The 21,405-nt window shown below is 37.4% G+C and carries 26 protein-coding genes and 2 pseudogenes; 12 read left to right on the top strand and 16 right to left on the bottom strand.

The genetic code is table 11. The features are described from left to right. Positions 1 to 61: 61 nt before the first annotated feature. From MKP09_RS28875 to MKP09_RS06345, 11 genes and pseudogenes are all read right to left on the bottom strand, one after another. Positions 62 to 1,210 carry a cell envelope integrity TolA family protein gene (locus tag MKP09_RS28875; RefSeq protein WP_490355045.1) on the bottom strand — a complete coding sequence of 383 codons (1,149 nt, stop codon included), beginning with the start codon at positions 1,208 to 1,210 and terminating at the stop codon, positions 62 to 64. A 126-nt stretch (positions 1,211 to 1,336) separates the two neighbouring features. Continuing rightward, positions 1,337 to 2,174: pseudogene (locus MKP09_RS28870) on the bottom strand (type VI secretion system contractile sheath protein TssC); the annotation flags it as partial. A gap of 146 nt (positions 2,175 to 2,320) precedes the next feature. Then, positions 2,321 to 2,839: a type VI secretion system tube protein TssD gene (gene tssD / locus MKP09_RS06380; RefSeq protein ID WP_240826939.1), complete on the bottom strand. Its 519-nt coding sequence runs from the start codon at positions 2,837 to 2,839 to the stop codon at positions 2,321 to 2,323. 131 nt (positions 2,840 to 2,970) lie between these two features. Then, positions 2,971 to 3,291, bottom strand: coding sequence for a hypothetical protein (locus tag MKP09_RS06375; RefSeq protein ID WP_240826938.1), 321 nt, complete (start codon positions 3,289 to 3,291; stop codon positions 2,971 to 2,973). A gap of 156 nt (positions 3,292 to 3,447) precedes the next feature. Next, a complete protein-coding gene (locus tag MKP09_RS06370; protein ID WP_240826937.1) occupies positions 3,448 to 4,245 on the bottom strand; it encodes a hypothetical protein in 798 nt (265 codons plus the stop codon). Positions 4,246 to 4,250: 5 nt separating this feature from the next. Then, positions 4,251 to 4,586, bottom strand: a complete 336-nt coding sequence (locus MKP09_RS06365) for a hypothetical protein (RefSeq protein WP_240826936.1) — start codon at positions 4,584 to 4,586, stop codon at positions 4,251 to 4,253. Positions 4,587 to 4,594: 8 nt separating this feature from the next. Next, entirely contained in the window at positions 4,595 to 4,885 is a 291-nt protein-coding gene (locus tag MKP09_RS06360; protein ID WP_240826935.1) for a PAAR domain-containing protein, read from the bottom strand. 32 nt (positions 4,886 to 4,917) lie between these two features. Then, the gene (locus MKP09_RS06355) at positions 4,918 to 5,232 is read right to left on the bottom strand and encodes a hypothetical protein (protein WP_240826934.1); all 315 of its coding nucleotides are present in this window, start codon (positions 5,230 to 5,232) and stop codon (positions 4,918 to 4,920) included. A 35-nt stretch (positions 5,233 to 5,267) separates the two neighbouring features. Then, positions 5,268 to 5,576: a hypothetical protein gene (locus tag MKP09_RS27920; RefSeq protein ID WP_394801039.1), complete on the bottom strand. Its 309-nt coding sequence runs from the start codon at positions 5,574 to 5,576 to the stop codon at positions 5,268 to 5,270. A 50-nt stretch (positions 5,577 to 5,626) separates the two neighbouring features. Next, positions 5,627 to 6,013 (bottom strand): annotated as a pseudogene (locus MKP09_RS27915) (phage baseplate assembly protein V); the annotation flags it as partial. A gap of 392 nt (positions 6,014 to 6,405) precedes the next feature. Next, on the bottom strand, positions 6,406 to 6,837 hold the full coding sequence (locus tag MKP09_RS06345) for a hypothetical protein (RefSeq protein WP_240826932.1): 432 nt from the start codon (positions 6,835 to 6,837) through the stop codon (positions 6,406 to 6,408). Positions 6,838 to 7,026: 189 nt separating this feature from the next. On the opposite strand from MKP09_RS06345, the gene MKP09_RS06340 reads away from it, so the two are divergent. The 11 genes from MKP09_RS06340 to MKP09_RS06290 all read left to right on the top strand — a co-directional run bounded on the left by MKP09_RS06340 (position 7,027) and on the right by MKP09_RS06290 (position 14,046). Next, on the top strand, positions 7,027 to 7,665 hold the full coding sequence (locus MKP09_RS06340; protein ID WP_240826931.1) for a hypothetical protein: 639 nt from the start codon (positions 7,027 to 7,029) through the stop codon (positions 7,663 to 7,665). Beyond that, positions 7,662 to 7,925, top strand: a complete 264-nt coding sequence (locus MKP09_RS06335; RefSeq protein WP_240826930.1) for a hypothetical protein — start codon at positions 7,662 to 7,664, stop codon at positions 7,923 to 7,925. Before MKP09_RS06340 ends, MKP09_RS06335 begins: the two co-directional genes overlap by 4 nt. Positions 7,926 to 7,949: 24 nt before the next feature. Further along, a complete protein-coding gene (locus tag MKP09_RS06330; protein WP_240826929.1) occupies positions 7,950 to 8,732 on the top strand; it encodes a TssN family type VI secretion system protein in 783 nt (260 codons plus the stop codon). 94 nt (positions 8,733 to 8,826) lie between these two features. Next, positions 8,827 to 9,531: a hypothetical protein gene (locus MKP09_RS06325; RefSeq protein ID WP_240826928.1), complete on the top strand. Its 705-nt coding sequence runs from the start codon at positions 8,827 to 8,829 to the stop codon at positions 9,529 to 9,531. Continuing rightward, the gene (locus MKP09_RS06320; RefSeq protein ID WP_240826927.1) at positions 9,519 to 9,977 is read left to right on the top strand and encodes a hypothetical protein; all 459 of its coding nucleotides are present in this window, start codon (positions 9,519 to 9,521) and stop codon (positions 9,975 to 9,977) included. Before MKP09_RS06325 ends, MKP09_RS06320 begins: the two co-directional genes overlap by 13 nt. A 112-nt stretch (positions 9,978 to 10,089) precedes the next feature. Continuing rightward, positions 10,090 to 10,551, top strand: coding sequence for a type VI secretion system TssO (gene tssO, locus MKP09_RS06315; protein WP_317235260.1), 462 nt, complete (start codon positions 10,090 to 10,092; stop codon positions 10,549 to 10,551). A gap of 23 nt (positions 10,552 to 10,574) precedes the next feature. Further along, on the top strand, positions 10,575 to 10,865 hold the full coding sequence (locus MKP09_RS06310) for a hypothetical protein (protein ID WP_240826926.1): 291 nt from the start codon (positions 10,575 to 10,577) through the stop codon (positions 10,863 to 10,865). 35 nt (positions 10,866 to 10,900) lie between these two features. Beyond that, complete coding sequence (locus tag MKP09_RS06305; RefSeq protein WP_240826925.1) at positions 10,901 to 11,662, top strand: hypothetical protein; 762 nt, start codon at positions 10,901 to 10,903, stop codon at positions 11,660 to 11,662. A 5-nt stretch (positions 11,663 to 11,667) separates the two neighbouring features. Next, positions 11,668 to 12,096 carry a GPW/gp25 family protein gene (locus tag MKP09_RS06300; RefSeq protein WP_240826924.1) on the top strand — a complete coding sequence of 143 codons (429 nt, stop codon included), beginning with the start codon at positions 11,668 to 11,670 and terminating at the stop codon, positions 12,094 to 12,096. A 100-nt stretch (positions 12,097 to 12,196) separates the two neighbouring features. Continuing rightward, positions 12,197 to 12,658, top strand: coding sequence for a hypothetical protein (locus MKP09_RS06295; protein WP_240826923.1), 462 nt, complete (start codon positions 12,197 to 12,199; stop codon positions 12,656 to 12,658). 23 nt (positions 12,659 to 12,681) lie between these two features. After that, positions 12,682 to 14,046, top strand: a complete 1,365-nt coding sequence (locus MKP09_RS06290) for a hypothetical protein (RefSeq protein ID WP_240826922.1) — start codon at positions 12,682 to 12,684, stop codon at positions 14,044 to 14,046. Positions 14,047 to 14,054: 8 nt separating this feature from the next. Here MKP09_RS06290 and MKP09_RS06285 read toward each other — a convergent pair whose 3' ends face one another. Next, positions 14,055 to 15,134, bottom strand: a complete 1,080-nt coding sequence (locus MKP09_RS06285) for a Gfo/Idh/MocA family protein (RefSeq protein ID WP_240826921.1) — start codon at positions 15,132 to 15,134, stop codon at positions 14,055 to 14,057. 392 nt (positions 15,135 to 15,526) lie between these two features. Between MKP09_RS06285 and MKP09_RS06280 the strand changes: the two genes are divergently transcribed. Continuing rightward, positions 15,527 to 16,300: a phosphatase PAP2 family protein gene (locus MKP09_RS06280; protein WP_240826920.1), complete on the top strand. Its 774-nt coding sequence runs from the start codon at positions 15,527 to 15,529 to the stop codon at positions 16,298 to 16,300. Here MKP09_RS06280 and MKP09_RS06275 read toward each other — a convergent pair. The 4 genes from MKP09_RS06275 to MKP09_RS06260 all read right to left on the bottom strand — a co-directional run bounded on the left by MKP09_RS06275 (position 16,257) and on the right by MKP09_RS06260 (position 21,391). Further along, a complete protein-coding gene (locus MKP09_RS06275; RefSeq protein ID WP_240826919.1) occupies positions 16,257 to 18,029 on the bottom strand; it encodes a GAF domain-containing protein in 1,773 nt (590 codons plus the stop codon). The two genes, MKP09_RS06280 and MKP09_RS06275, sit on opposite strands and share 44 nt — an antisense overlap. A 191-nt stretch (positions 18,030 to 18,220) precedes the next feature. Then, on the bottom strand, positions 18,221 to 18,577 hold the full coding sequence (locus MKP09_RS06270; RefSeq protein WP_240826918.1) for a hypothetical protein: 357 nt from the start codon (positions 18,575 to 18,577) through the stop codon (positions 18,221 to 18,223). Then, positions 18,549 to 20,972: a BamA/TamA family outer membrane protein gene (locus MKP09_RS06265; protein WP_240826917.1), complete on the bottom strand. Its 2,424-nt coding sequence runs from the start codon at positions 20,970 to 20,972 to the stop codon at positions 18,549 to 18,551. The genes MKP09_RS06270 and MKP09_RS06265 overlap by 29 nt, the downstream gene beginning before the upstream one ends. Then, on the bottom strand, positions 20,936 to 21,391 hold the full coding sequence (locus MKP09_RS06260) for a hypothetical protein (RefSeq protein WP_240826916.1): 456 nt from the start codon (positions 21,389 to 21,391) through the stop codon (positions 20,936 to 20,938). Before MKP09_RS06260 ends, MKP09_RS06265 begins: the two co-directional genes overlap by 37 nt. Between the last annotated feature and the right edge of the window lie 14 nt (positions 21,392 to 21,405).

Raw genomic sequence — 21,405 nt, 5'->3', positions numbered from 1 at the left:
TTCTTTTTTTGCAAACGCTTCGGCATCCTTTTTTGGTTTTCTTCTTCAATCGCTTTCTGCTTTAGCAAAGCCTGCTCCTGCAAACGTTTTTTTCAGTTGCTTCTGCTTGGGCTTTAGCTAATGCTTCTTCATCTTGCTTAGCTTTTAACTCTTTTATACGCAGTTCGTCTAGCGCCTTCTGTTTTGCAAGAGCTGTGGCTTCTTTAGCGGCTTTTACCTCTGCCGCTATTTTGATTTCTTCGTCTTTTTGCTTTGCAATCTGTAGCTGGCTTTCTTTTTCGTCAGCTTCTTTTTTAGCTTTAGCAAGTGCTATTGCGTCTTCCTTTTGCCTGGCTTCTTCCTGCTTTCTTTGCTTTTCAACTCCTTTACTTTTTTGAGCAGCATCTTCCTCTTTTTGTTTTTGGGCTACAAGCGCTTCGGCCTTACGCGTTTCCATTTCCTTTTTACGTTGCTCTTCCTGCTCTTTATCCTGCTTTGCAATGCTGGCTTCATCAATACCTTCGGCCATGATTTCCTTTTGCTTTTGCACAAAGGACCGAAGTTCTTTAACACTTGAATGATCATACCATAAAGGTGGACGGCTGTCATCATTAATATTGTATGCAGAATCAAAAACTAAGCGAAACATATGGCTACGGCCACCTTCATTTACTAGCAAACCTGTATTAGGCCCGGTTTTCTGCTCCTTATTAAATTGTAGCGAGATGGATTTTTCTTCTCTACGTTTGGGGATATAATAATCATAAGCATCGTCATCAGAGAAGTTAATATTTAATACCTTATCCGGGAAATTAATAACCGTTATACTTTCCCGTCCAACAAGGATTTTTTCACCATTAATATTTTGAGCAAATGTGTTTAGCTGAAATAGAATAAATAGCAATGATAATACTGAAAACTTCTTCATGCTTTTTGTTTTGAATTGAAAACTATTGTTGGTCGTAACTCGTATCCCAGCTGGCACCTTCATCATCTTTTTTCCTTCCATTTTTATCATAAAATTCTTTGAGGGGAAGTACGGTTTAAGATGAATATCCAGATGTATTTTGTCCTTTTGTTCTGCATCTTGCTCAAACCGCCTGATGCTAAAACCCTCTATTAATCGGCCGGTACCTGTAATGCTATTCATGAATTTAACAACCTTTCCCATCAAGTCTTTACGCATGTTAGCATTGAAGTTTTCAAAAGTTTTCCGGTTTAAAAAATCCATTAAGACCTTAGTCACATAATCAAATACCCTCACCACAGAATAAATTTGCAACCCCAGATTATTACCGTCAAAAAGGGTTTTAGCAGAAAATGCCATTATCTTTTCCTGCGCCTTTACCATTGGTATCAATCCCATTTTATCGAGATAGGCAATTTCATTTTTTCTAAGCTCGAACCGGACACCATCAACATTATTTAGTATACCATATTCCACCCCGCGGCTACCTGGCTCATAACATTACTATATATTCTCCCGGCAAGAGCCCCTGAAGGAGGTAGGTATAGATCTTCTGTTTCGAGCCCGTAATATTTTCCACGCCCTACCAACCAGTTACAACCCATTATTATTGCCGACTTATACACATCGCCACCCGAAAGGCCGGCAGCTACAAACAGCTCCATCACATCGTCTACATCACTAAAATTTTCAAAGTCAGTAATTATAAGAACTTTATTTTCATACCCTATTTTCGCCCATTTTTCTATTACTTTATTAGAACCCAGATATCCCGGAATTACCAATAAGCTATAGTTATTCCGAAGATCAATTCGGTCGAAGTTCTTTTTTAATTCTTCGGAGATATAGTCGACATAATTTGAAAAATTCAGATCTTTTAATTGGGCTAACTCACAATTAATGAACGAAACATTTGGCAGGTTGTCACTTCCACTATTCTTAAAGAAAACAGAAATATTTCTGTAACTACACTCGATTTCTTTTATTTCCTGAATAATTTTCAAGAGATTGTTTTCAAAAAACTGTTGACATTGCTCAGATTTAAGCTCGCTTTGTGCAATCATGCCCGAAATTTCGTTTGAGGATGTCAGCACATCAGACCATAATTTTAAAATATCAAGCAATTCCTTTCGCTCAGATTTTTTTCGGGTTCGGATAAAAAATTAGTACGGCAGTTTTTCGAATCAGGGTTTAGATTTATTACTCCCTCAATAGCAGATGTTAACAAATCGAAGCCTCCATGTTTTACTAATTTGTCAACCTCGCGCTTTATAATTTCTAAGGGACGTGCCTGCTCTTCAGTTTCGTCAGAGAGTTCATGTATATTAATATTTTCGTTCAAAACATATTAGGGTTTTATAGTGACATCAATAGCTAATCGAAATCAAGCTTGTTGCTTATTGGCGCGCTGCTTTTACTTTCAATTTGAGCAGGAGGAACGCCTGGCCATTCGTTAACCAATTTCTCATCGCTTGCAAGAAATACAATAGTTTGAGCAGAAATTGTAAGATGTATTAAACACGGAGATGAACCGTCCGAAGCATTATATACAGAATCGTACGTTTGCCGGTACCTTATACAAAACGCGTTATAAAACAATAACCCAAAATCAAATGTATTGATATGGCTATCCGGATCCGGAGCAATAGTCCCTGATTTCATGTAGCCAGCAGCAACAATCCATTGTTCAACTAATTGAAGATCGTTTTCTGTACCCATATACAAAACCAGATGTATAGTTCCGGCTCTTGGATTTCCATTGGGAAGTCCACTTTGATCGATGGGCTGATACACTTCAACATCATAGGATTTGATCCAAAAAAACTTCCCTTTTTCGTCTTCCTCCAAACTCCCATCTGCTGTCAATGCAAACATCATTAATGATTGAGACATGGTATACAATTATTGGTGATTATTTAATTCGTTTATCATGGCATTTATAATTTTGGCAATTGCCTGCCGGTCCGTTGAATCAGAGAGCGCTTGCTGCAAAAGCTGATTATTTTTTAATTGCTTTGTAATATTCAAATAGCTTTCTTTTTTGTAGCAATATTTTTTAACACTGAACTTTGGCTAATTATGTTTGTCAAATCAAAATCCGTAAGATTTTTAAACTTTAATATTTCTTTACTAATACCTCTGTTTGCACTCTCCAGCTCCACACTTATTTCAGGTTTGTAATATTCAAATAACTGGTTCATGTTTTGTAAGCCGTGTACTGCCTGAGGTTTGAGGGGCGCCTCAACCGTAAATTTTCCGGCTATCAGCGTCCTGTTTTGTTGAATATTGGAGAAGGTTTCAGATGTAGCTGTCCTTATTCCATTATCGTGATTATTGCTTTCCATAACTGTTTATCTTTTGTTTGAATCAATAGCATAAAATAACCGAGGAAAATATGTCTTTAACTTTGTTACGATATTTTAGCATGTATTGATGGGATATATTACTTTATACTTTTTCATTTGCGAAAGTGGCATAATGCTGTATACTTTTATGTTTGTTTAGAAATAATCATTACCTGGTCTGTGTATTTCATGCTCTCTTCCTTCCGGTGGTAAAAATTCATATAACTGTCCTTTCCATTTCTCCATATAAATCATTTTTGTCTTATTGGACCACCCATTTTTTAAAACTGGCCATTGCAGCATATTTGCACCTATGGTTACCGTGTTTAACTTTTTAGAAACTGTTTTCATAAACTGGAATGTTGGCAAAATCATAGATGAGTCAAGGCTATATGTTAAACCATTCAAGCGGTCATACGCCGTTAATCCATCATGTATATGGCATTCAGTCTCCTTTTGAGCAGTTTTCTCGCTGTCTTCAATATAGTCTATACTTCCGTCATTTTTCGAACCAGTAATCATAGGCATCCCGCCAGCAATACCACATGAATAAAAAATAATTTTACCAACCCTGTCTTTCAATTTTAAAAAATTAGGAATTTTATCCATTGAGCTTATTGTTAAATTATCAGCTCCTAATTGCACACCTATGCCACCATGAAATGCGCCACATCTTTCTGGCGTTGCTGTTGGTTTACCATCTTTATTTAAGTGTAAGCTGTCGTATCTCCAGATCATCTTCTGCTCATACATTCCATGAGCAATAACATAAATATTTATTATTTTCTTCTCTGGTAAGCTATCTGCTATCTTTAGTGCTTCTCCAAATATCCAATCAAGAGAAGCGCCGCCATCTATTTGCCAATAATTTTTGGCCAAATAATTGGGAGCCTTTCCTTCTACCCGTACATCGTGAATTAAAACGTTATTGTCAAATGTTGCTGCTTTTACCATAATATTTAAACAATTTGATTATACAGTTCTTTTATCCGCTCTTGCCCTTCCTGTATTATTTTTTGCATTTCCAATACTTTTTGCTTATCGCCATCGTTAGCGTTTTGCCATTTTATTTTTGCCTTTTCTATAGTTTTGTTCATTTTTTCATTAGCTCGTTCATTGGTCATTTTAGGATGTACTTTGTCACCGACAAAAACACATTCTATTTCCATTTTACACAACGCTTTAGCATATAAAAGCAATGCAGTTTCGCGGCTAAACCTTTTTAATGCTACCGCCATTTCCTTTGCAACATCCGTTGCCTGCTCTGCCAATATCTTTGTTGTTGCCTCGTTCATAGTTTTTATTAACCAATTAATACAGTAGGCGCGCCTGCAACAATAGCGCCACCATGTGCTGTAAGGCTACCCATTTGCGCTGCGGGCATGCCACCAATTAATACAGTGGCAGAACCAGAAGCCACCACATCTGGACCACCAGCACACACCAACATATCGCCTACCCTTGCTGCTGGTTGTCCGCATATTAATACGGTGGGGCAGCCTGGCGGCAATATTGGTCCGCCTACATGCGGCACCAATGCGGTTACCATGGCACATACATGCATATCCCCTACTCTTGCTGCTGGTTGTGGCATAATTTTTATTTTTATTCTCTTTAGAAAATGGCTTAATTAATTTTTATAGGTAACCCTGAAATAACATTCGGACCTGTAGATTTTAGTTGAAGGGAAGCTTCTCCTTCAATGGTTGTATTTACACCACCTATTTCCATATTCATATCCCCCGAAATTTTTACATCTACACCTTCCATTTTTATTTTATTATCCGAATCTATATTTATGGTCTCCGCACCTGTTAATTGTAACTTTTTAGAAGCTTTAATACTAATATTACCCGCGCTCATATTTATTTCCTGATCAGCCGAAATGCCGACGGAACCTTTAGAATGAATTTTTATTTTCTTCTTTTTTGTGTCCAGCACAATTTCTAAAATAGCTTCGCCATTATCTTTTACGGCTAAAAAATTCCGTTTTCACCGTTTACTCTCACAATCGAAAAATTATTATCATCTGCGCCTGATACGATCTTTGTTTCATAATCCTCTTCGTTTTTTTGAAGCAAAATATAATTCCCCTTCTCATCTCCTTTATAGTCCTGAAGCCTAAGCTCTCCTTTGTCATCATCAATCTCCAGTCTCCTTCCCGTTTTAGTTCCAATAACTTTTTTATGATTATTTGTATGATCATTTTCATGTTTCCCATCATCAGTATAAAAAGCGCCAACCACAAAAGGGCGTTCGGCATTGCCTCCAATAAAATCAACCATAACTTGTTCATCAATTTCAGGTAAAAAAGAAACCCTTTGCCTTTTCCGGCATGTGGTACCATTACGCTTAACCATGGCTTATCATCCTTCGATTCGGCCTGCCAGGGAAATTTAACCTGTAGCCGCCCCATTCCTTTATCATCTTCATTATTGAGCACAATAGCAGGTTGTGGTTTGCACACAGGGTATAAGTGCGCATTGGTGTATGGAGGCCTCTTTACATCTTGCGGTATAGCCGAAAAACTGTTTTGATAGTGATGTTGATCGCTACAAAAATGGTTAATCAGTATAATAATGTAATTTCCTGCCGATGCATCGCTTTTATCTTTTAAATAGATTTTTGTGCCAAGCGCTAATGTGCTTTTCTCTGACCGGGCAGAAAGATAAGTGGTGTTGGCTATATTGCCGTGTTGCAATCTTTCAGCAACAGCATCCATACTATTGGCGGAAGAAGGATTGCTGGTAAACACAGTATTTGCATAAGTATATTGTTGCTGACCTTCGTAGGTTTTTTGGCCTGCCTCCAAACCTGCTTTAATAAACGGATCAGACATTCCGTGCGCCTCATTCACATCTTTTAATACTTCTTTTCCATCATGAGTATTAAAGCCTGCATGTTTTTCGGATGGTTTTAATGTTTTGGCAGATACGCCAACGTCGGTAACATCTGTGCCTATTTTTAAGGTAATTTCTTTTCCTTCTGGATTGCCAAATATCATTTGTGTACCATTGTAAAACAACCATTCGCCATAACGAGCAGCAAGCATGCGTAAAAAATCGAATCTTGTTTGGTTGTATTGTACCGTATAGTATAACTCTTCTTTTGTATTCAGTTCATTTTTTTTAGCGGAAAACCGGTACTTATTTTGTCAATAATGCCTTGAATAGATTCACGATAATAGCTGCTGCATTCAGAAATTTCGTCCAGTTTTGCAAATATCCCTTTACCAGAAATATCGTATGATGTTGCCATATCATCATTTCCCGTGCAAGTGATTGCATAAATAAAACCAATAAAAGTAAACTGAATTGCGCCCCCGTCGCCTTCTGTAATATTGATGACGACTTGCTTTGAAAGGCACTTTTTATAAAAATCAAGATAGCTCTGAAAAGAAGGCTCGTCGTTGTCTTTAGGATGTCGCAGTGTAAAATTGAATGAATTTACATCGGCCAGATATTGATTAATGCTAAGGTTAAAAAAAATAACCGGATCCTTAAATTCTTCTATGGTTATTTGTGTATGATTAAGTAAAAATGGCATATTAATTCAATGTTTAGCTGCATTCTTCTTTAAATTAAAATTGTTTTGCCAGGTAAATGTAGAATATAAAAGAGGCTCTCAGTATCACTATTTTTAGTGATGTGCCTTATTAGTAGTTTGATCTAATTTTGACTGAAACTAAATCATGAAGCACTTTTTATCTTTAAAAAAGATCAGCATTAAATCGTCATGAGCCGCCCTATAAATAATGCTATTTCGAAATTGTCATATACGGCTGAAGCAATATTTGCTTCACTTGTAGAAGCCGGTCATGCTACAAGTAACCTTAAAACTTATAATAAAGGTGGCTTCAAAAAAGGATATAGCAATGATGTTGACAGCGTAATAATTGAAGAGTATGATAATAACCTGACGTTTGAAATAACACTGAACAGAGATAGTATTTATGATCGCCTTCCAGAAGGACTATTTCATCAAACAAAAGGAAGTAGCAAAATCAATTCAGTAACAGAAGCAATTGAAGAACATAAACAATTTAAAGAAGAAGAAAAGCAGGCCCGAAAATTTTTTGCACCTCTTGAACAATTATTATTTCAGTACAAAGCTGCCGCAGAAACAGCCGAACGCGATACACTTTATGATATCCAGAACGGCAAACTGAACAGTTCTTTTTACAAATTTTGGAATATAAGTACGGATCTGCCAGAAACAAATGCTGGAAGATTGTTACAGTTAATGCCCTATTGTGATTCTATAAAAGGTAATATGGCAGCAACAGAATTAGCTTTAAGTAATGTGTTAAACAGAAAGATCATACTGAAGTCAGTTCAGGATATTGATAGGTCTTTTTTGACCAAAGAACATTGAGCCAACAGCGACTAGGCATTGACTCTATTGCCGGCAATCATGGCTTAGAGCTGATTATTTTCTGGAAATGCACAGTCTGCGATATTCCTGATACAGAATTAGCGTTATATGTTGATCAAGCTCCAATGAAAAATATGATTGATCGCTTTGTTGAAATTTTTGTGCCTCTTGATGTTGATATCATATTTGATTTTATACCAGCAGCTAACCTTGTAAAAGAAACACATGAAAATATATTAGGAATAGGCACTTATCTATAGCAACTATTCAAAACTCAATAAAAAATGGCCTTAAAATACTTTTTAATTTTTGCAGGAGCATTCCTGGCTTCATCATTGCTGATCATGGCATTTATAAAACCATTGAGCAGCAGTTTTGGAAACTATGGTAAAAAGCCGTGGATATTTAATATTGCTTCATCAGCTATTGTATCTGGCATTGCATTTGCCACAACCTATATAACTAAAAATCTATTTTTTACTTTCTGGATATTGTCAGCTGTGTTCCTGTTGTTCGGAATGTTCATTGTCTTAATGGTTCATAAAAAATATTTTAAGATAAGGCACGACAACTGGACCAAACAATTCTTTGCTGAATTTCTTTTCTGCATCTCTATCATCCTACTATCAGTAGCTATCTTTTCATCATTACAATATTTTATCAAGGCCAAAGATTTCATGCATTTTCCAATGCTATTATGCATGCTTTTTCTCTTAATTCCTTTTTTGCTGCTACACGTATTTGATGCAGCAATCTCCATTCCACAGCCATTATATAATTATTGGAAATATCCCCTAGACAATACTATTGAGCTCCCGGACGAAGATGAAAAAGAAAGATTGTACGTTATAGGGTTAGAAATACCTAAAACTGAAACAGACAAGGAAAGCACTTATTTTACCGTAAAAGCGCCAGAGAATATGAAATTAGGAGACCTATTCTATCATTTCATCAATGATTACAACGACGTACAAGTTGAAACACCCATAAAATATGCAAACGGAGAAAGCATTGATGAATGGACTTTCAGAACCAAACCGAAATGGAATACATTCTCAAAATTTTAGACGCTGCGCTAACCATTAAATATAATAAGCTCAAAGAAAACTCAGTTGTGATTTGTGAAAGAGTGATTTAAACAAACAAAAGCAAAACGACAACATGGAAAAGCAAACTACATATCCGCATGTAAACTGGACCGATGGAATGAAACTAAACAAAGACATTTTCATTGCACAGGATAATGCACAAACATTTGAACTTTACAACCTATTGTCTTCTACTCTTTCACCCATCAGATATGGCATATTTCCCGGTGAGAATAACTTCAATATACAACTCGCTATAGACAATCAAAACACATTACGTATCAATCTTATTTCTTGCAAAGCAGTATCGATTGGTGGCGTATTTATGAACATTAATGCAACAGACAAAAGCGATCATCAGGATGGAAACCCATTTGTATCACTCACGCTTCCGGCTTCAGCGAATGATGTGTGTTGGGTAGTTCTGACCACACAGCCGTACGATAAGGAACCTTTTGGCAATATTAATCCAGCTGAGAACCCGCCAAGATTCCCTTATGCAAAACCATCACATCAATTTCAGATTATCGCCGCTCATGAATTTAATCAATACGCTCACAATCCTTACGCATTGGTGATCGGCAAACTTGAACCTACTGGCGGAACACTTAAAGTTGCCGAAGATTATTTACCTCCATTTTTAACAGTGAATGCTTCGCAAGACCTTTTAGGCCTGCATTCTGAGCTTGACAGTTTTTTGGCAAATCTAGAGCAGGCTTCTTCACAAATAGTTCAAAAGATCTATAAAAAAGCCAGCAAAACGAATTGGCAGAGTTAGCACAATTTTGCTGTGATCGCATAATGATTTATCTAAGCAAAGCTATTACAGATTTCAGGTGGCTTTACATTTACGAGCCGCCAGTCAAAATGATCAGTGCCATTGTTGGTTTGGCAAGAATACTCAAAAACACGATCGATTTGCGTACAGGTTCGGGAAAAGAGGAGCTAATGAATTACCTGAGTGAATGGAGTGAATTGAAGCAAGGCGAACTGGAATCACTGCTGACCAACATGGCAACGTTACGCTACAATCATAATGATATCAATGAAAATATTACTGCGATCATACAATTCGCAAAGGTCACCGGCAAACTATTCAACACATTAAGTAATCTGGAATTTATTGGTAAGAAAAAAGAATCCGGCATTTTCGTTAAGGAAGGATATATAAATGATACATCTGAGCACAACAATACTAAACCCAAAAGAAGATTTTTTGGATAACATTTAAGACATAAAAACGCTACCAAGCATCCCACTAAATTTTTCAAAAGCATATGAAACCATTAAACGCTCACGATAGACAAAAAGCCTTCAGCAGGTTCCTGCTTTTTTTATACTGACAATCGCAGTAATCATAACTGCCATTTTTTTCGGCATCAAAATTCCTTATGCAGAAAATGAAAAACTTCAGGAGCAATTGGCAATTGTCGACAAGGAAAACCTTTTCCGTAATGATTTTACGTCAACCATGGCAGAAGCTCAATCCTTGCTGGATACAGTGAATATCGATCCCCAAAAATCTGGCTTACTCGATGGACGCATCACCCAAAAAATACAAGAAATGGATGCTATACTCTCCAAAAACGAAGTAACGTCGAAAGGTTTGTACAGCCAGGTTATTAAAGCGCTGAACAATATGCAATCCGACAAAAGAGGTTTACGGGCTGCTGGTAACAAAGATTCTGTTGTTGCCATGTATAACGCTCAAATACTAGAGCTCAAGAATTCTCTTGTAAAGTGGCAGGAATCATACAACCAATTGCAAACTCAAAACCTAATTCTCAGACAAAAATAATTGGCAACGGAAAAATCTTTTATATGCATCGTTCGCTTACAAAAAAATGGGCAGGTATAGATTTCAAAGTGTGGCTATCACTTATTGTACTCGCTTTTTTATCGACAGGATTACTAGCCTACAAGGTTGCGACAAATGTGCCATGTCCCAACTTTAGCATATCCGCCGCCGGCAAACTGAATCACATTGAAAATGATAGTAAACAAACTTTTTATATAAATGAGCAGATAACTTTTTCAGCTTCTAACACATCAAAAAGCATAAATATTTTGTGGGAGTTTGATGACGGATCAGAAAAAGATCAGGCAATGTAGTTACACATACTTATTTAAAAGAAGGTTATTATCTGGTGAAAGCTATTTTAAATGGCAAGTGTTTACAATCATTCAACATTCGGGTTACACAAGGCAATACCACGCTTAATATCAATGCACCTGTTATTAGCCCAATTATTTCAGCAGATATATTATCAGTTGGAGACGAGGCAATATTTAACACAAGTGCAGTTGGCGCCAATTATGAATGGAGTGTTGAAGAAATGCCAGAGTTGTCTGCACAAACCAGTAACTCGGCTAAGATCATTTTTACAAAGGCAGGAAATTTTACTATTATCTTAAAAGTTGATAACAACAAGACTTATAAAAAGATCATTCAGGTTGTTGATTCGGGTGCACAGTTGGAGCAAGCTGCGAACCTACCACCCGTCTCGCCTTTAGATGTACCACCCATTCCTGAAGAGCCTTTGCCTTTAGACGATAAAAAAACAGACGAAGCAGTTCAACTTCAAAACGAAGCACCTAAGCAAGAACCTGCTGCACCGCCTGCAAAAGTTTATGATCAATTACCTGAGCCTGCAATAAAATCAATGATACAAGGCGTGATAGATGGCAAGAAAAACGTGGAAGACTTCACTAATATTTTATGCAATGGAGCCGGAACTAAAGTGATGGCCAACAATGAGTCTACAACATTCGCAGCACTCTGTAATGAATTAAAGGAAAAGAAAGGCGTATTAATATTAAAAAAGAAGAGAAAGATCGAATCTTTTAAAGTTGTTCGTGACGAAGCAAACGGCAACTGTGTTAAAATTATTTACATCGAATACAAATAATATTCATGCCCGATTATTTAAAATTACCGCTACGGTTTCAGCATTGTTTTGAAAATAAAAAATTACCCGCTTGCACCTTACTTGATTCGGTGTATAGAAACTTGCACCTGATCATTACTACTGTTCCTGGCGAAAATAAAACAGATGAACATTACGGTTCTTCTTTTTGGGAAAGCGATTACGATATTCATTTAAATAATGACGTGAGAAAAGAACTTATTATTAACAGTCTGAAACAACAAATAACCAGGTACGAAAAAAGGATAACAGATGTTGCGTTGGATGTCAATGTCAGATTGGCCAGCGCCTTTGTAAATAACATAGAAGTACAAAAGAAAAAAATTGAAATTGTTGTAAAAGGAAAAACAAGGAGAAATATGGAACCCTTTACTTTTCAAACCGGATTTTTTATAAGTCCCTATACGTTAGATTAAAAAAGATGAGCAATAATCTGGAAGATGAAGGGAGTGACACAATTTCGATGCTACATGCACCTGCGCTCGTGCAATAATTTTAATTTATAAAACGCTTGATATGGAAGTTCAGAGCAGAGAACAAATAAAAGACCGGATGATCAGGCTTGCAGCTGAACACTGGAATCTTGAGGAAAATGAAATTGAAGCAAACTTTGATCCGTTAGCCGTATTACTTTTTGATGCGGTAGCTGGAGAGATTGAATCGCTGGGCTATAGAATTAAAGACATTCAGGGAACTTTATTGAACGAGCTGGCATCACTAATGTTGCCACATTCGCTATTAAGAGCTAAACCCGCTTCCTGCATTGTAACTGCAAAACCTTTAGATGAAACCTGCATTTTAAAGAGCGATCTAAACTTCAGCACTGTTGCAAAAATTTCGAAGGCTGATGAAGCCAGTAAAGAGATTGAACTCAACTTCACACCCATTGGTGAAACCAAACTCATAAAAGCAAACCTTGGTTATTTAAGAACTGGCAATAGCGTTTTTAAGTATCAGAATGATGGTAAAAAAACATAGTTCATCAGGATAAGGGTGCAGGCATGATTCAGCAGATACATTTTACAATAAGCAGCAAGACACCTATTAAATCGCTCGCAGGGCTGCAAATATTTTTTGATCTAAAAGGCCACTCTGAAGCTAATAATTTTTATTTTTCTCTGCAGGATGCAACACTATCATTAAATGGAATCAAAACAAATCTTAAAAATGGATTTTTTAAGAACGCACAATATGAAGCATCTATTAAAGATGCATTCAATAACAACAACGATTATTCCCGCAAAATACAAAGAGAAACCTCAGGCATTTATAATAACCAGTTTTTTACTATTGATGAAAACGCCTCACCAATAGAAGGCTTGCCGGAACAGCATTTATTGATGCAGGGGCTTCCTGAAAAACTGGCACAGGAAATAAAAAACAATAATGCAATATTTTGTACCATTATGCTTCGAAGACCTTTTAGCGCTGAAGTTATGGAGCGTTTGCAAATGGCCATTAATGCATTTCCTGTTATAAACCGTCGATTAGAAAAGATATTCCATAAAACAGAGCAATGGATCAATATTATTCCTTTACAGGTAAATGGTACTTTTCTCGACATTCACTCTATTGAAGGTTTGAATGGATTAAAATACCGGCTTCAGGCGGCTAACTACGATAGCCCCGTTGAAGAAGGACAGGCCATTATAAGAGCAGCAAGGGTTAGCAAAAACAGCAGTAACGATATACGAAATGCATTAAAAAGCTTGCTTGAAGCGATCAGAGATGAAAGTGCCTATTTTAGCAGGACCAGCAACGATTTCATCAGCTCACGTCTTAATGAAATATCTAAAATACTTACCAGGCTTGAAGACCAGGTACAAATGTCGAAAGATGAAAAACCTACATTTAGGTATGCTTTGTTAAAAGCTAAAAATCCGGGAGAAACAGTACAGGTTTCATATTGGAATACATTTCCTTCCGAAGCCAGTTTTGTTAAGGCCAACGCCAGCTTTAAAGCAGTACAGCACAGTATTGTAGAAGCAGGAAGTTGCTTCTCTATTACACCAGCATTAGGCGGTATGGAGATCCTTAACGATTATGCTCAAAAACAAATGCTTGTAAGACAACTATCATCGAAAGGAAAAATCATTTCAGTTGAAGATGTAAAACTTTTATGTTATGAACTCTTTGGGCAAAAAATTAAAAACGTTGAAGTAAAAAAAAAAAGCATGCATATTTTGAAAGGAAGCTGTTCAGGAATTGCCAGGTTCATAGACATTCAAATAACGGTTTTTAAAGACAGTTACACAGAAGATGCAAGAGCTCATCTCGAAAAACAATTATCTTATCAACTGGAAACAAGTGCTTCTTTTATGTTTCCTTTTGAAATAAATGTTGCTGAGGAAAGAAGCGGAGCATAATGAATGTCTCACAATTTCACTTTCTTTCCTGTTTTTGCTGATTCTTTTGCTGCTGCAAGAATTTTTACTACGATCATGTTAACATTAAAAGAAGAAAGGTCATTTTCATCTTTTATTTCTCCCTTCAAAGCAGCAGACAAATAAGCAAGATTATCTTTATAGATAACAGGTTGCAAGCTCAATTTTTCCGATACTTTATTATCTCTGTGTTCAAGAGTTTGCGCATCTTTAGCATGCAAATAGCCTTTCACGCCAAAAACCTCCCAGTCTTTTATACTGAACGGCCAGTTCCATGATGCTTCGATAATACCTGTTGCATTTGGATACTCAAGCAAAATTGTTGCATCATCATCAACATTTGGATATATCTCAGGTTTTATTTGATGAGTAATCGCGCTTACCGCAACAGGAGCTTCACCTTTCATCAACCATGTCATAATATTAGCCCCATAACAACCAAAGTCAGTGATGGCGCCTCCCCCATTCTTTACGGGATCAGTTAACCAAGCTAAAAAATCTTTACTGCAGCCGATTTCAACCGGTCCCTGGTGGCCGTCATGAACGATCATCTTTCTCACTTCGCCAACTGTGCCGCTATTTACCAAGGAATAAATTTGTTGATTAGAAGGATACCAGGTCGTTTCATAATTTACAAGTATTTGTATCTTATGTTTATCTTTTAAGACCTTCATTTTCTCCGCCTGTTCAACAGTAGTTGCAAGCGGCTTTTCTACCATTACCGATATACCTTTTGGTGCACATGCTTCTACCACAGCTAAGTGATCAGAAATAGCATTGTAAGCCAGCACCGCATCAGGTTTTGTATGAGCCAACATCTCATTTATTGATGAATAAAATATTGACTCAGGAAGATTATAAGCTTTTTTATAACGCTCTTTTAAACCGTTATCCGGCTCTGCAATAGCGATAATATTTACTTCTCCGGATTTATATTGATTCATTATTACATGTGCATGGTCATGACTCAAGCCCACCACACCTACATTTAGTTTTTGACTGTAAGCAAAGCCAACAGTAAATATCAAGACCACAATCAAAACTATTCTCGCTATAAAATTCTTTTCCATATAAAAAATTGATAATGGGATATTTTCAAGATTTGAGAATACACTACTTAGTCATCATTATTATTCAACAGTGTCGATTAACTTAGGTAATCGTATTCGCATTTATATAATTAACGGATAAAACAAATTTAAGAATTAGTATGTTAGAAAGTGGCGGCACTATTCAACTTATCTTTTGCCAACATTTTAATCTACTTAAGTATTAACAGTTTTATTTACAGTATTGTAGAGTCGGTGCATGTAAAAAATATTTTATACTTTGCGGCTCAATTTGGTATGCATGAACTATCTTTTTCGTCGCTGTGTGTGTAACATCTCTGTTTTTCTACTTTTCTCTCTCGAATATATTTGGGCAGGTAAATGACTCGATCGATAGTCCCGAAATTACGAAATTGTCATCTGATACTTTAGTAAAAACGGACAGTGCCTCAACTGCATCTCCATCTTACAAATTAAATAAAGAATATCTGAAGAGCTTTATACCAGCGCTTACCTATACTGTCTCCCGCCCGGCAGCGTGGAATAAAAAAGACTGGACGCGGTTCTCAATAGCAATAGCTGGCACGGGTGCCGTTCTATTAGCCGATTGGGAAATCAGGAATGCAGTGCAACATAATAAAACCAATTTTGCAGATGGCGTTGCCAAAGTTGTTGAGCCTTTTGGAAATACCTATGGCACCTACTTATTTCCTGCCATGTATGCAATTGGCGCTATAACCAAACAACCCAGGTTTGAGTCTGCTGGTCTTACTGGAATGAAGTCTCTTGTTATTTCTACTATTGTTTACACAGCATCTAAAAAACTCATCCGACGCAACAGGCCTGATGCAGCCGCTTCATCCTGGGACTATGCCGCACCTTTTGCAAAACCGCGTTATACCTCGTCTCCAAGCGGGCATAGTAACACCATCTTTACTGTTGCTACGGCTTTAGCCTTGGAATTCCAGGATCACAAATGGGTTCCTCCGCTGGTATATTCACTGGCTTCTGTTACCGCAATTTCCAGAATCTATCACAATCGGCATTGGGCAAGTGATGTGGTGCTGGGTTCTCTGATGGGGCACTTTGTAACTAAGGCGGTTTGGAAGGCCAGTCAAAAGAAAATAAAAAATGTGTGCTGCCTTAAATGTCCTCGATTGTTACCCGCAGCGCTTTTAAACCGGTAATGCCTTGCAGTTCTTCAAGCTCCAGATATTCCAGGTTTGAAAACATTCCTTTTTCTTTAAGTTCTTGTAGCTGGGTTCTATAATCTGCAACATCAGATTCATTAAAATAAACGATAGCTATTTTTCCGGGTTGGGTAAGGCGTTCACTGGAATCAAGAAGGTGTATTTTATCAATCCGTTTTTTAATCATCTGGTAACGGATATTGTAAGCACCCTCAACATCAAAGCGTTTTTCATCTTCGCGGAATGTGATGTCAATTACATCCGTATTAACGAAAATAAGCTGAGTAGATTGTAACGGCACCAAAAGCGCATGTTGCTGTGCCGCATTAGACAGCGCAACCTTTCTCATATATTCTAACTGAAGAGCGTGGAGCATGTGTAACTGTTCTGTATTGAAATCCATTTGCGGGTTGATGGATTTGCCTACATATAAATCGTACTCTATACCATCTGTGCGAAACTTGTTGTAATAGGCAGGAAAAATTTGTTGCATTTTTTTATTCATCTCATCCAACAGCAGATCTATACCCGATATTACCTGCTGCATAGAAACGTCAAGATTACGCCGGTTGATACTACATGAACCGGTATTAATATCTATAGCTTCAATATAAGCTTGGCAAATTGGAACTATTTCTGGCTTCTCTTGCATGGCGACCTTTACTAGCTTTTGCATTGTTCGATCAAGCGTGTTCCAAATCGATATAGTTTCGCTACTGATAGGCCTGTCGATATTATTTTTATTAAAAAAATCAATTTGTCGTTGAATCAGCTTTTGTATTTCCAGTAAATTAAAAGGTGCTAATTCTTTGGTCATCTTTTGTAACCACTGCAATTGCAATTGCCAGTCTGCACGAATAGCATTATTTCTTATTAAAGATGAGTTTCGAATATCAACTGCTCCATATAGGGGAAATACGGATTCAAAAACAATGGGAACCGTTTCTATTACTTTTCCGTGAGTCATTTGTTGCTGAAAATATTTAAACGCTACTTCGTTAAACTTCCATGCAACCGATGGTTGAATAACTGTAAACCGATTGGAAATAACTTCATGGATGCTATGTTGAAATATCTCATGGCCCATTTTCATTAACTGAGCCAGTTCGGCATACAGACTTTCGAGAGGCTTAATTTTTTCAGCACTAATTATATCGGGCTCTGATGCGTACAATTCCAGAATACCCAGTATCTTCTGTTGATACATTATCGGGATAGCCGCGTAAGAAAGATAAGGTGTTGATTTCAACAACTTCGAAACAAACAAAGACAAATCCGATTCTTTTCTAATATCACTTATAATAACAGGTTTACCGCTGGCTTCGATCTTTTTAAAAAAAGTGCAGATTTCAGTTTCGTCAATCTTCGAATTACATAAAAGCCCATGATCATCATCCAGCTTGCGTACCATTTTATCATTTAATAAAAGAAATGGCATTGCACCGATTTCTATCTTATTAGAATTCAGCAAAGATTTTACGGCAATATGAAGATCTTCAAACAAAGATTTATCGTGTCGCTCATCGGCTCTTAACTTCCACAACCGTTCTTTTATATATGCAAGGCTTTGTTGCTGGGTAACATCCGTTAAAGTGAGTACAACAAATCCTCTAAACTTAAAGCTGGTGAGAGGCAGTGTTTTTAGCGCATATTTTAAAAATATATCATCATCAGTAGTTCCGTTTATTATTTGTTCATCTATCTCCGGCATTTCTGCGTTCGACATGATTTCGATAAAATCATGATTAAAATTTATTTTGAAAAATTTGTATAATCCTGTGTTATGATCCACGTACCTGTACACAAATTCATCCATAGGTGAATGAGCCATTCCATACAACCGATGCAGTATTATTTTGTAAATACTCCTCAGGGCTATTGTTCCTATTTCTTTAAAATTGGATATAAATTCAGGTTTTAACCAGCCTGTTTTTTGATCAATAAAAAACTGATATAATAAAGGCGTGCCATAAGCAAACGTAGATGTGAATGGAGCTGTAACCCCCAAATGTCTTTACTGCCATCTATCATAATATTAGTAAGACTAACATACAAAATATCGAGCAGCTCTTTATACTGGGGAAGCTCATCTGCCGATATATCTTTTTCCTGCACACCAGCTTCTTCAATACGCGTTGCAAAATATTGCAGCATTTTTCGCTTTACATCATCCTCATTTTCTGTTCGTTTTTGGAGAAATTGGTAAAACGGCGCAAAAGAAAAGCTGGTGTTGATTTTCGTTAAATCAAAATATTTCTGTAAAAAAGTTCCCATCGCTGCTTAAATTAAAATCTGAATCCCATGGTAAAATGAGGGTTCCATCCTTCCTTAGAATATCCTGCCAATAATTGAAAAACTGCAATATTTGCAGGCGCAAAATAAATACCGCCACCCATACCCTGATGTATAGATCTGTTGTCAGTGCCCGCTGCCCACACTTTTCCTGCATCATAAAAAATGTTACGCCTAATTGTCCTGGCAAAATGTAACTGCCAATTTGCGCTAAACGCATCCGTAATTCAAGATTGTTATATAACATATGATTGCCGGCGAAACGATAATTTCTGAAACCTCGTAAGTTATCATGCCCACCCAAAAAAACCGATTGATAGAAGGCTGCCTGACCAAAAGTAATACCACCGCCCAGACGGTTAGCCAAAATAATAGATGATTGTTTATTTAGTGATAAATAAATGGACAATGAGGGAATTGCCTGTACAAAAGATTTACTGTAACCATTCAAACCCGTATAACCTCTTAAGTCAACAGAAAAAAGACCGCCGCCAGATGGAAAAACTTTATTGTTTCTACTATCTTTTTCATAAGAAAAAACCACTCCGGCAAAAGCTTTTGGCTGGTTGAAAGTAACGCTATCGTAGGTTTTTAAGCGATGGTTCATAATAAAACGACCTTCATTATCCTCTTCTTCCAAACTATAGTATTGAAACGCAGGGCCCAATCGCATTGTAACGTTTTTGTCCATGCGCCAGCGCAGCAACGGATCTATTTGCACCAATGTGTAGCGGCTTCGGTAATAGCTGATCGACTTATCCTTGTCGTAAACGGAATTGTTTCCAACCCCGAAAAAATTATGTGTATTATGCGGTGCATAGGTTGTTGCATTCACTTCAACATCTGCTTTCCCCAAAACATTGATCCAGTCCGCTTTGGCTTTTACTTTGAATGCGCCAGTAGCAAATGCCCCTGAAAAGACCAGTTGTTGTGAACTACTATACGGTACTTTACGGAACCCTTTTTGTTGAACATGCCTAAAACCGGCGCCTAAAATAAATCCGTCATCCCTGTTAAAACCAACAGTAGTCAAAGGCATTGTTTTAGAGTACAAATTAACCGGCACAAATGCTGTCTGCGCAGAGTCGTTGCTTATTCTTTTCCTGATACGATTTTCAATACCCTCATAAGTCACACTGTCAGCATGAGTATAAAATGGAATCCTTTTACCTGGTTTTGTTACAACGATATGCTTCTTATTTACACCACCAATCAACCTAACACGAACAGGCGAAGTTGTATAATCTATACGCACCGTATCATTTCCATCACCTGTGTAAACTCTCAACTCTTTAGTTATAGCTGGATCATAAACTCTGTCTACTAATTTACCTTTAATCTCTCCGTCTTTATTTATTTTTCTTACAGTAACATGTAGCCCACCTGCTGGTCCATCTTCAAGTTGTATCATTTCATTTTTATTACTTAGCCGCAGGTCTACGATCTCATTATAAAAATCATAATATTTATCTAAGGCAGCAGGGATATGGTCTCTGCGCTTTTTCATCTTCGTGGCTAACTGTTGACCACGTATCTGCTGCGCCGACATGGGTAATTTGCCGATAGCTTCGTCAATCACAGAATCTGATATTGTATTAACGAAGTCATCAGTCATTTCTTTCCATTCGTCTTTCGAAAACTGAAAGGCTGGAAATGAATGTACAAACCGATGCTTGTATAAAGAATATTTAACGGATGCTATGATGCTGTCAAAACCCTGGAAAGTCGGCATCAACCACGGCCGTGTAATCATTTTCGGAACAATACCTGTATTGATTTTTAGCACCTGATCCCGATCTCTGGGCACCGGAGCATAGTCTTTATCTTTAGTATCACTAATGTTTTGCCAGCGCCATTGATCCTCATGCCTGTCCCAGTCCGAAACCAACAAATCCAGCGCCATTGCTCTGAAAAATGTTTTTGCTTTAAATGTGTTATCATTATCCTTCATCAAAGATTTGATGAATTTTTCAGAGTTATCAGAATTACCACCAGGTTCTCTTTCTTCTAACAAAGCCATACTACCTGCCATCAAATTATTATACACTCCCAAGTTATCGTCTGGTGCAACTACTCCAATAATCGGCGATGCATGCTGTACTTTCAGCGCTTCAGCCAAAGGCGGTATCATTAAAGCCGAGTAAGGATGCTGGCCGCTAACATAATCATCCACCAGATCTTTGGCGAAAGTGGAACGAAGTTCTTCGGGCAGTACGCCATCGGGATTTTTGTTAACACTACGTAAAACCCATTCCTTACCAGAACTGTCTGCCAAACGTAAAGAAACAGTTTGCATGCCTCCGCCGCGCTGTAAAGGCTTCAAACCTCCATATAGCTTGCTTAAATGAAGCACCGGAAGTTTGGTTGGCGCCGCCATTCCTTTCGGTAGTTCTCACCAAAAATCTTTCGATGTAATTTATTAACCTTGTCGTACTTTGGATTAGCCGAAGTAATCACACTGTCTTTTTCTAACAACTCCGCATAAGTGTCATTACCGGCACTATCCAAAATATCATAAGAAGTTCTATGCTTGTAAACTGCATTTATCTCTCCATCGGAATAGGCATAGTATTGAATATCGGCAGTTTTATCCTCATAAATATCTACTACAACAAAACCCTGCCGCGCATCTGCAAAAAGAGACTTTGATCCTTTTTTAGCATAGGTACTTTTAGCACCGGCACCACTTACAATTTGCAAACCTTCATCTTCTATCAACTGCAAGCCATGCTCGTGCCCAGCAACCTTGATAATATTTGGAAAACCTTCTGCAGCAGTTTCTACGCTTCTGATCAAATGCTGGTATTGTG

Origin of the sequence: Paraniabella ginsengisoli, assembly GCF_022513635.1 — a bacterium.
In the GTDB taxonomy this organism is placed as follows: Bacteria; Bacteroidota; Bacteroidia; order Chitinophagales; family Chitinophagaceae; genus Niabella; species Niabella ginsengisoli.
This window is presented reverse-complemented; position numbering and strand designations above follow the sequence as displayed.

Bases quoted from the DNA above. Each gene is read 5' to 3' on its own strand.
- MKP09_RS06310 (WP_240826926.1), top strand. From the start codon at position 10,575: ATGCATCGTTCGCTTACAAAAAAATGGGCAGGTATAGATTTCAAAGTG.
- tssD (WP_240826939.1), bottom strand. From the start codon at position 2,839: ATGTCTCAATCATTAATGATGTTTGCATTGACAGCAGATGGGAGTTTG.
- MKP09_RS06325 (WP_240826928.1), top strand. From the start codon at position 8,827: ATGGAAAAGCAAACTACATATCCGCATGTAAACTGGACCGATGGAATG.
- MKP09_RS06275 (WP_240826919.1), bottom strand. From the start codon at position 18,029: ATGTCGAACGCAGAAATGCCGGAGATAGATGAACAAATAATAAACGGA.
- MKP09_RS06265 (WP_240826917.1), bottom strand. From the start codon at position 20,972: ATGGCGGCGCCAACCAAACTTCCGGTGCTTCATTTAAGCAAGCTATAT.
- MKP09_RS27920 (WP_394801039.1), bottom strand. From the start codon at position 5,576: ATGGTTGATTTTATTGGAGGCAATGCCGAACGCCCTTTTGTGGTTGGC.
- MKP09_RS06270 (WP_240826918.1), bottom strand. From the start codon at position 18,577: ATGGGAACTTTTTTACAGAAATATTTTGATTTAACGAAAATCAACACC.
- MKP09_RS06370 (WP_240826937.1), bottom strand. From the start codon at position 4,245: ATGGTAAAAGCAGCAACATTTGACAATAACGTTTTAATTCACGATGTA.
- MKP09_RS06295 (WP_240826923.1), top strand. From the start codon at position 12,197: ATGGAAGTTCAGAGCAGAGAACAAATAAAAGACCGGATGATCAGGCTT.
- MKP09_RS06360 (WP_240826935.1), bottom strand. From the start codon at position 4,885: ATGCCACAACCAGCAGCAAGAGTAGGGGATATGCATGTATGTGCCATG.
- MKP09_RS06330 (WP_240826929.1), top strand. From the start codon at position 7,950: ATGGCCTTAAAATACTTTTTAATTTTTGCAGGAGCATTCCTGGCTTCA.
- MKP09_RS06290 (WP_240826922.1), top strand. From the start codon at position 12,682: ATGATTCAGCAGATACATTTTACAATAAGCAGCAAGACACCTATTAAA.
- MKP09_RS28875 (WP_490355045.1), bottom strand. From the start codon at position 1,210: ATGGATTTTTTAAACCGGAAAACTTTTGAAAACTTCAATGCTAACATG.
- MKP09_RS06340 (WP_240826931.1), top strand. From the start codon at position 7,027: ATGAGCCGCCCTATAAATAATGCTATTTCGAAATTGTCATATACGGCT.
- MKP09_RS06375 (WP_240826938.1), bottom strand. From the start codon at position 3,291: ATGGAAAGCAATAATCACGATAATGGAATAAGGACAGCTACATCTGAA.
- MKP09_RS06345 (WP_240826932.1), bottom strand. From the start codon at position 6,837: ATGCCATTTTTACTTAATCATACACAAATAACCATAGAAGAATTTAAG.
- MKP09_RS06285 (WP_240826921.1), bottom strand. From the start codon at position 15,134: ATGGAAAAGAATTTTATAGCGAGAATAGTTTTGATTGTGGTCTTGATA.
- MKP09_RS06365 (WP_240826936.1), bottom strand. From the start codon at position 4,586: ATGAACGAGGCAACAACAAAGATATTGGCAGAGCAGGCAACGGATGTT.
- MKP09_RS06300 (WP_240826924.1), top strand. From the start codon at position 11,668: ATGCCCGATTATTTAAAATTACCGCTACGGTTTCAGCATTGTTTTGAA.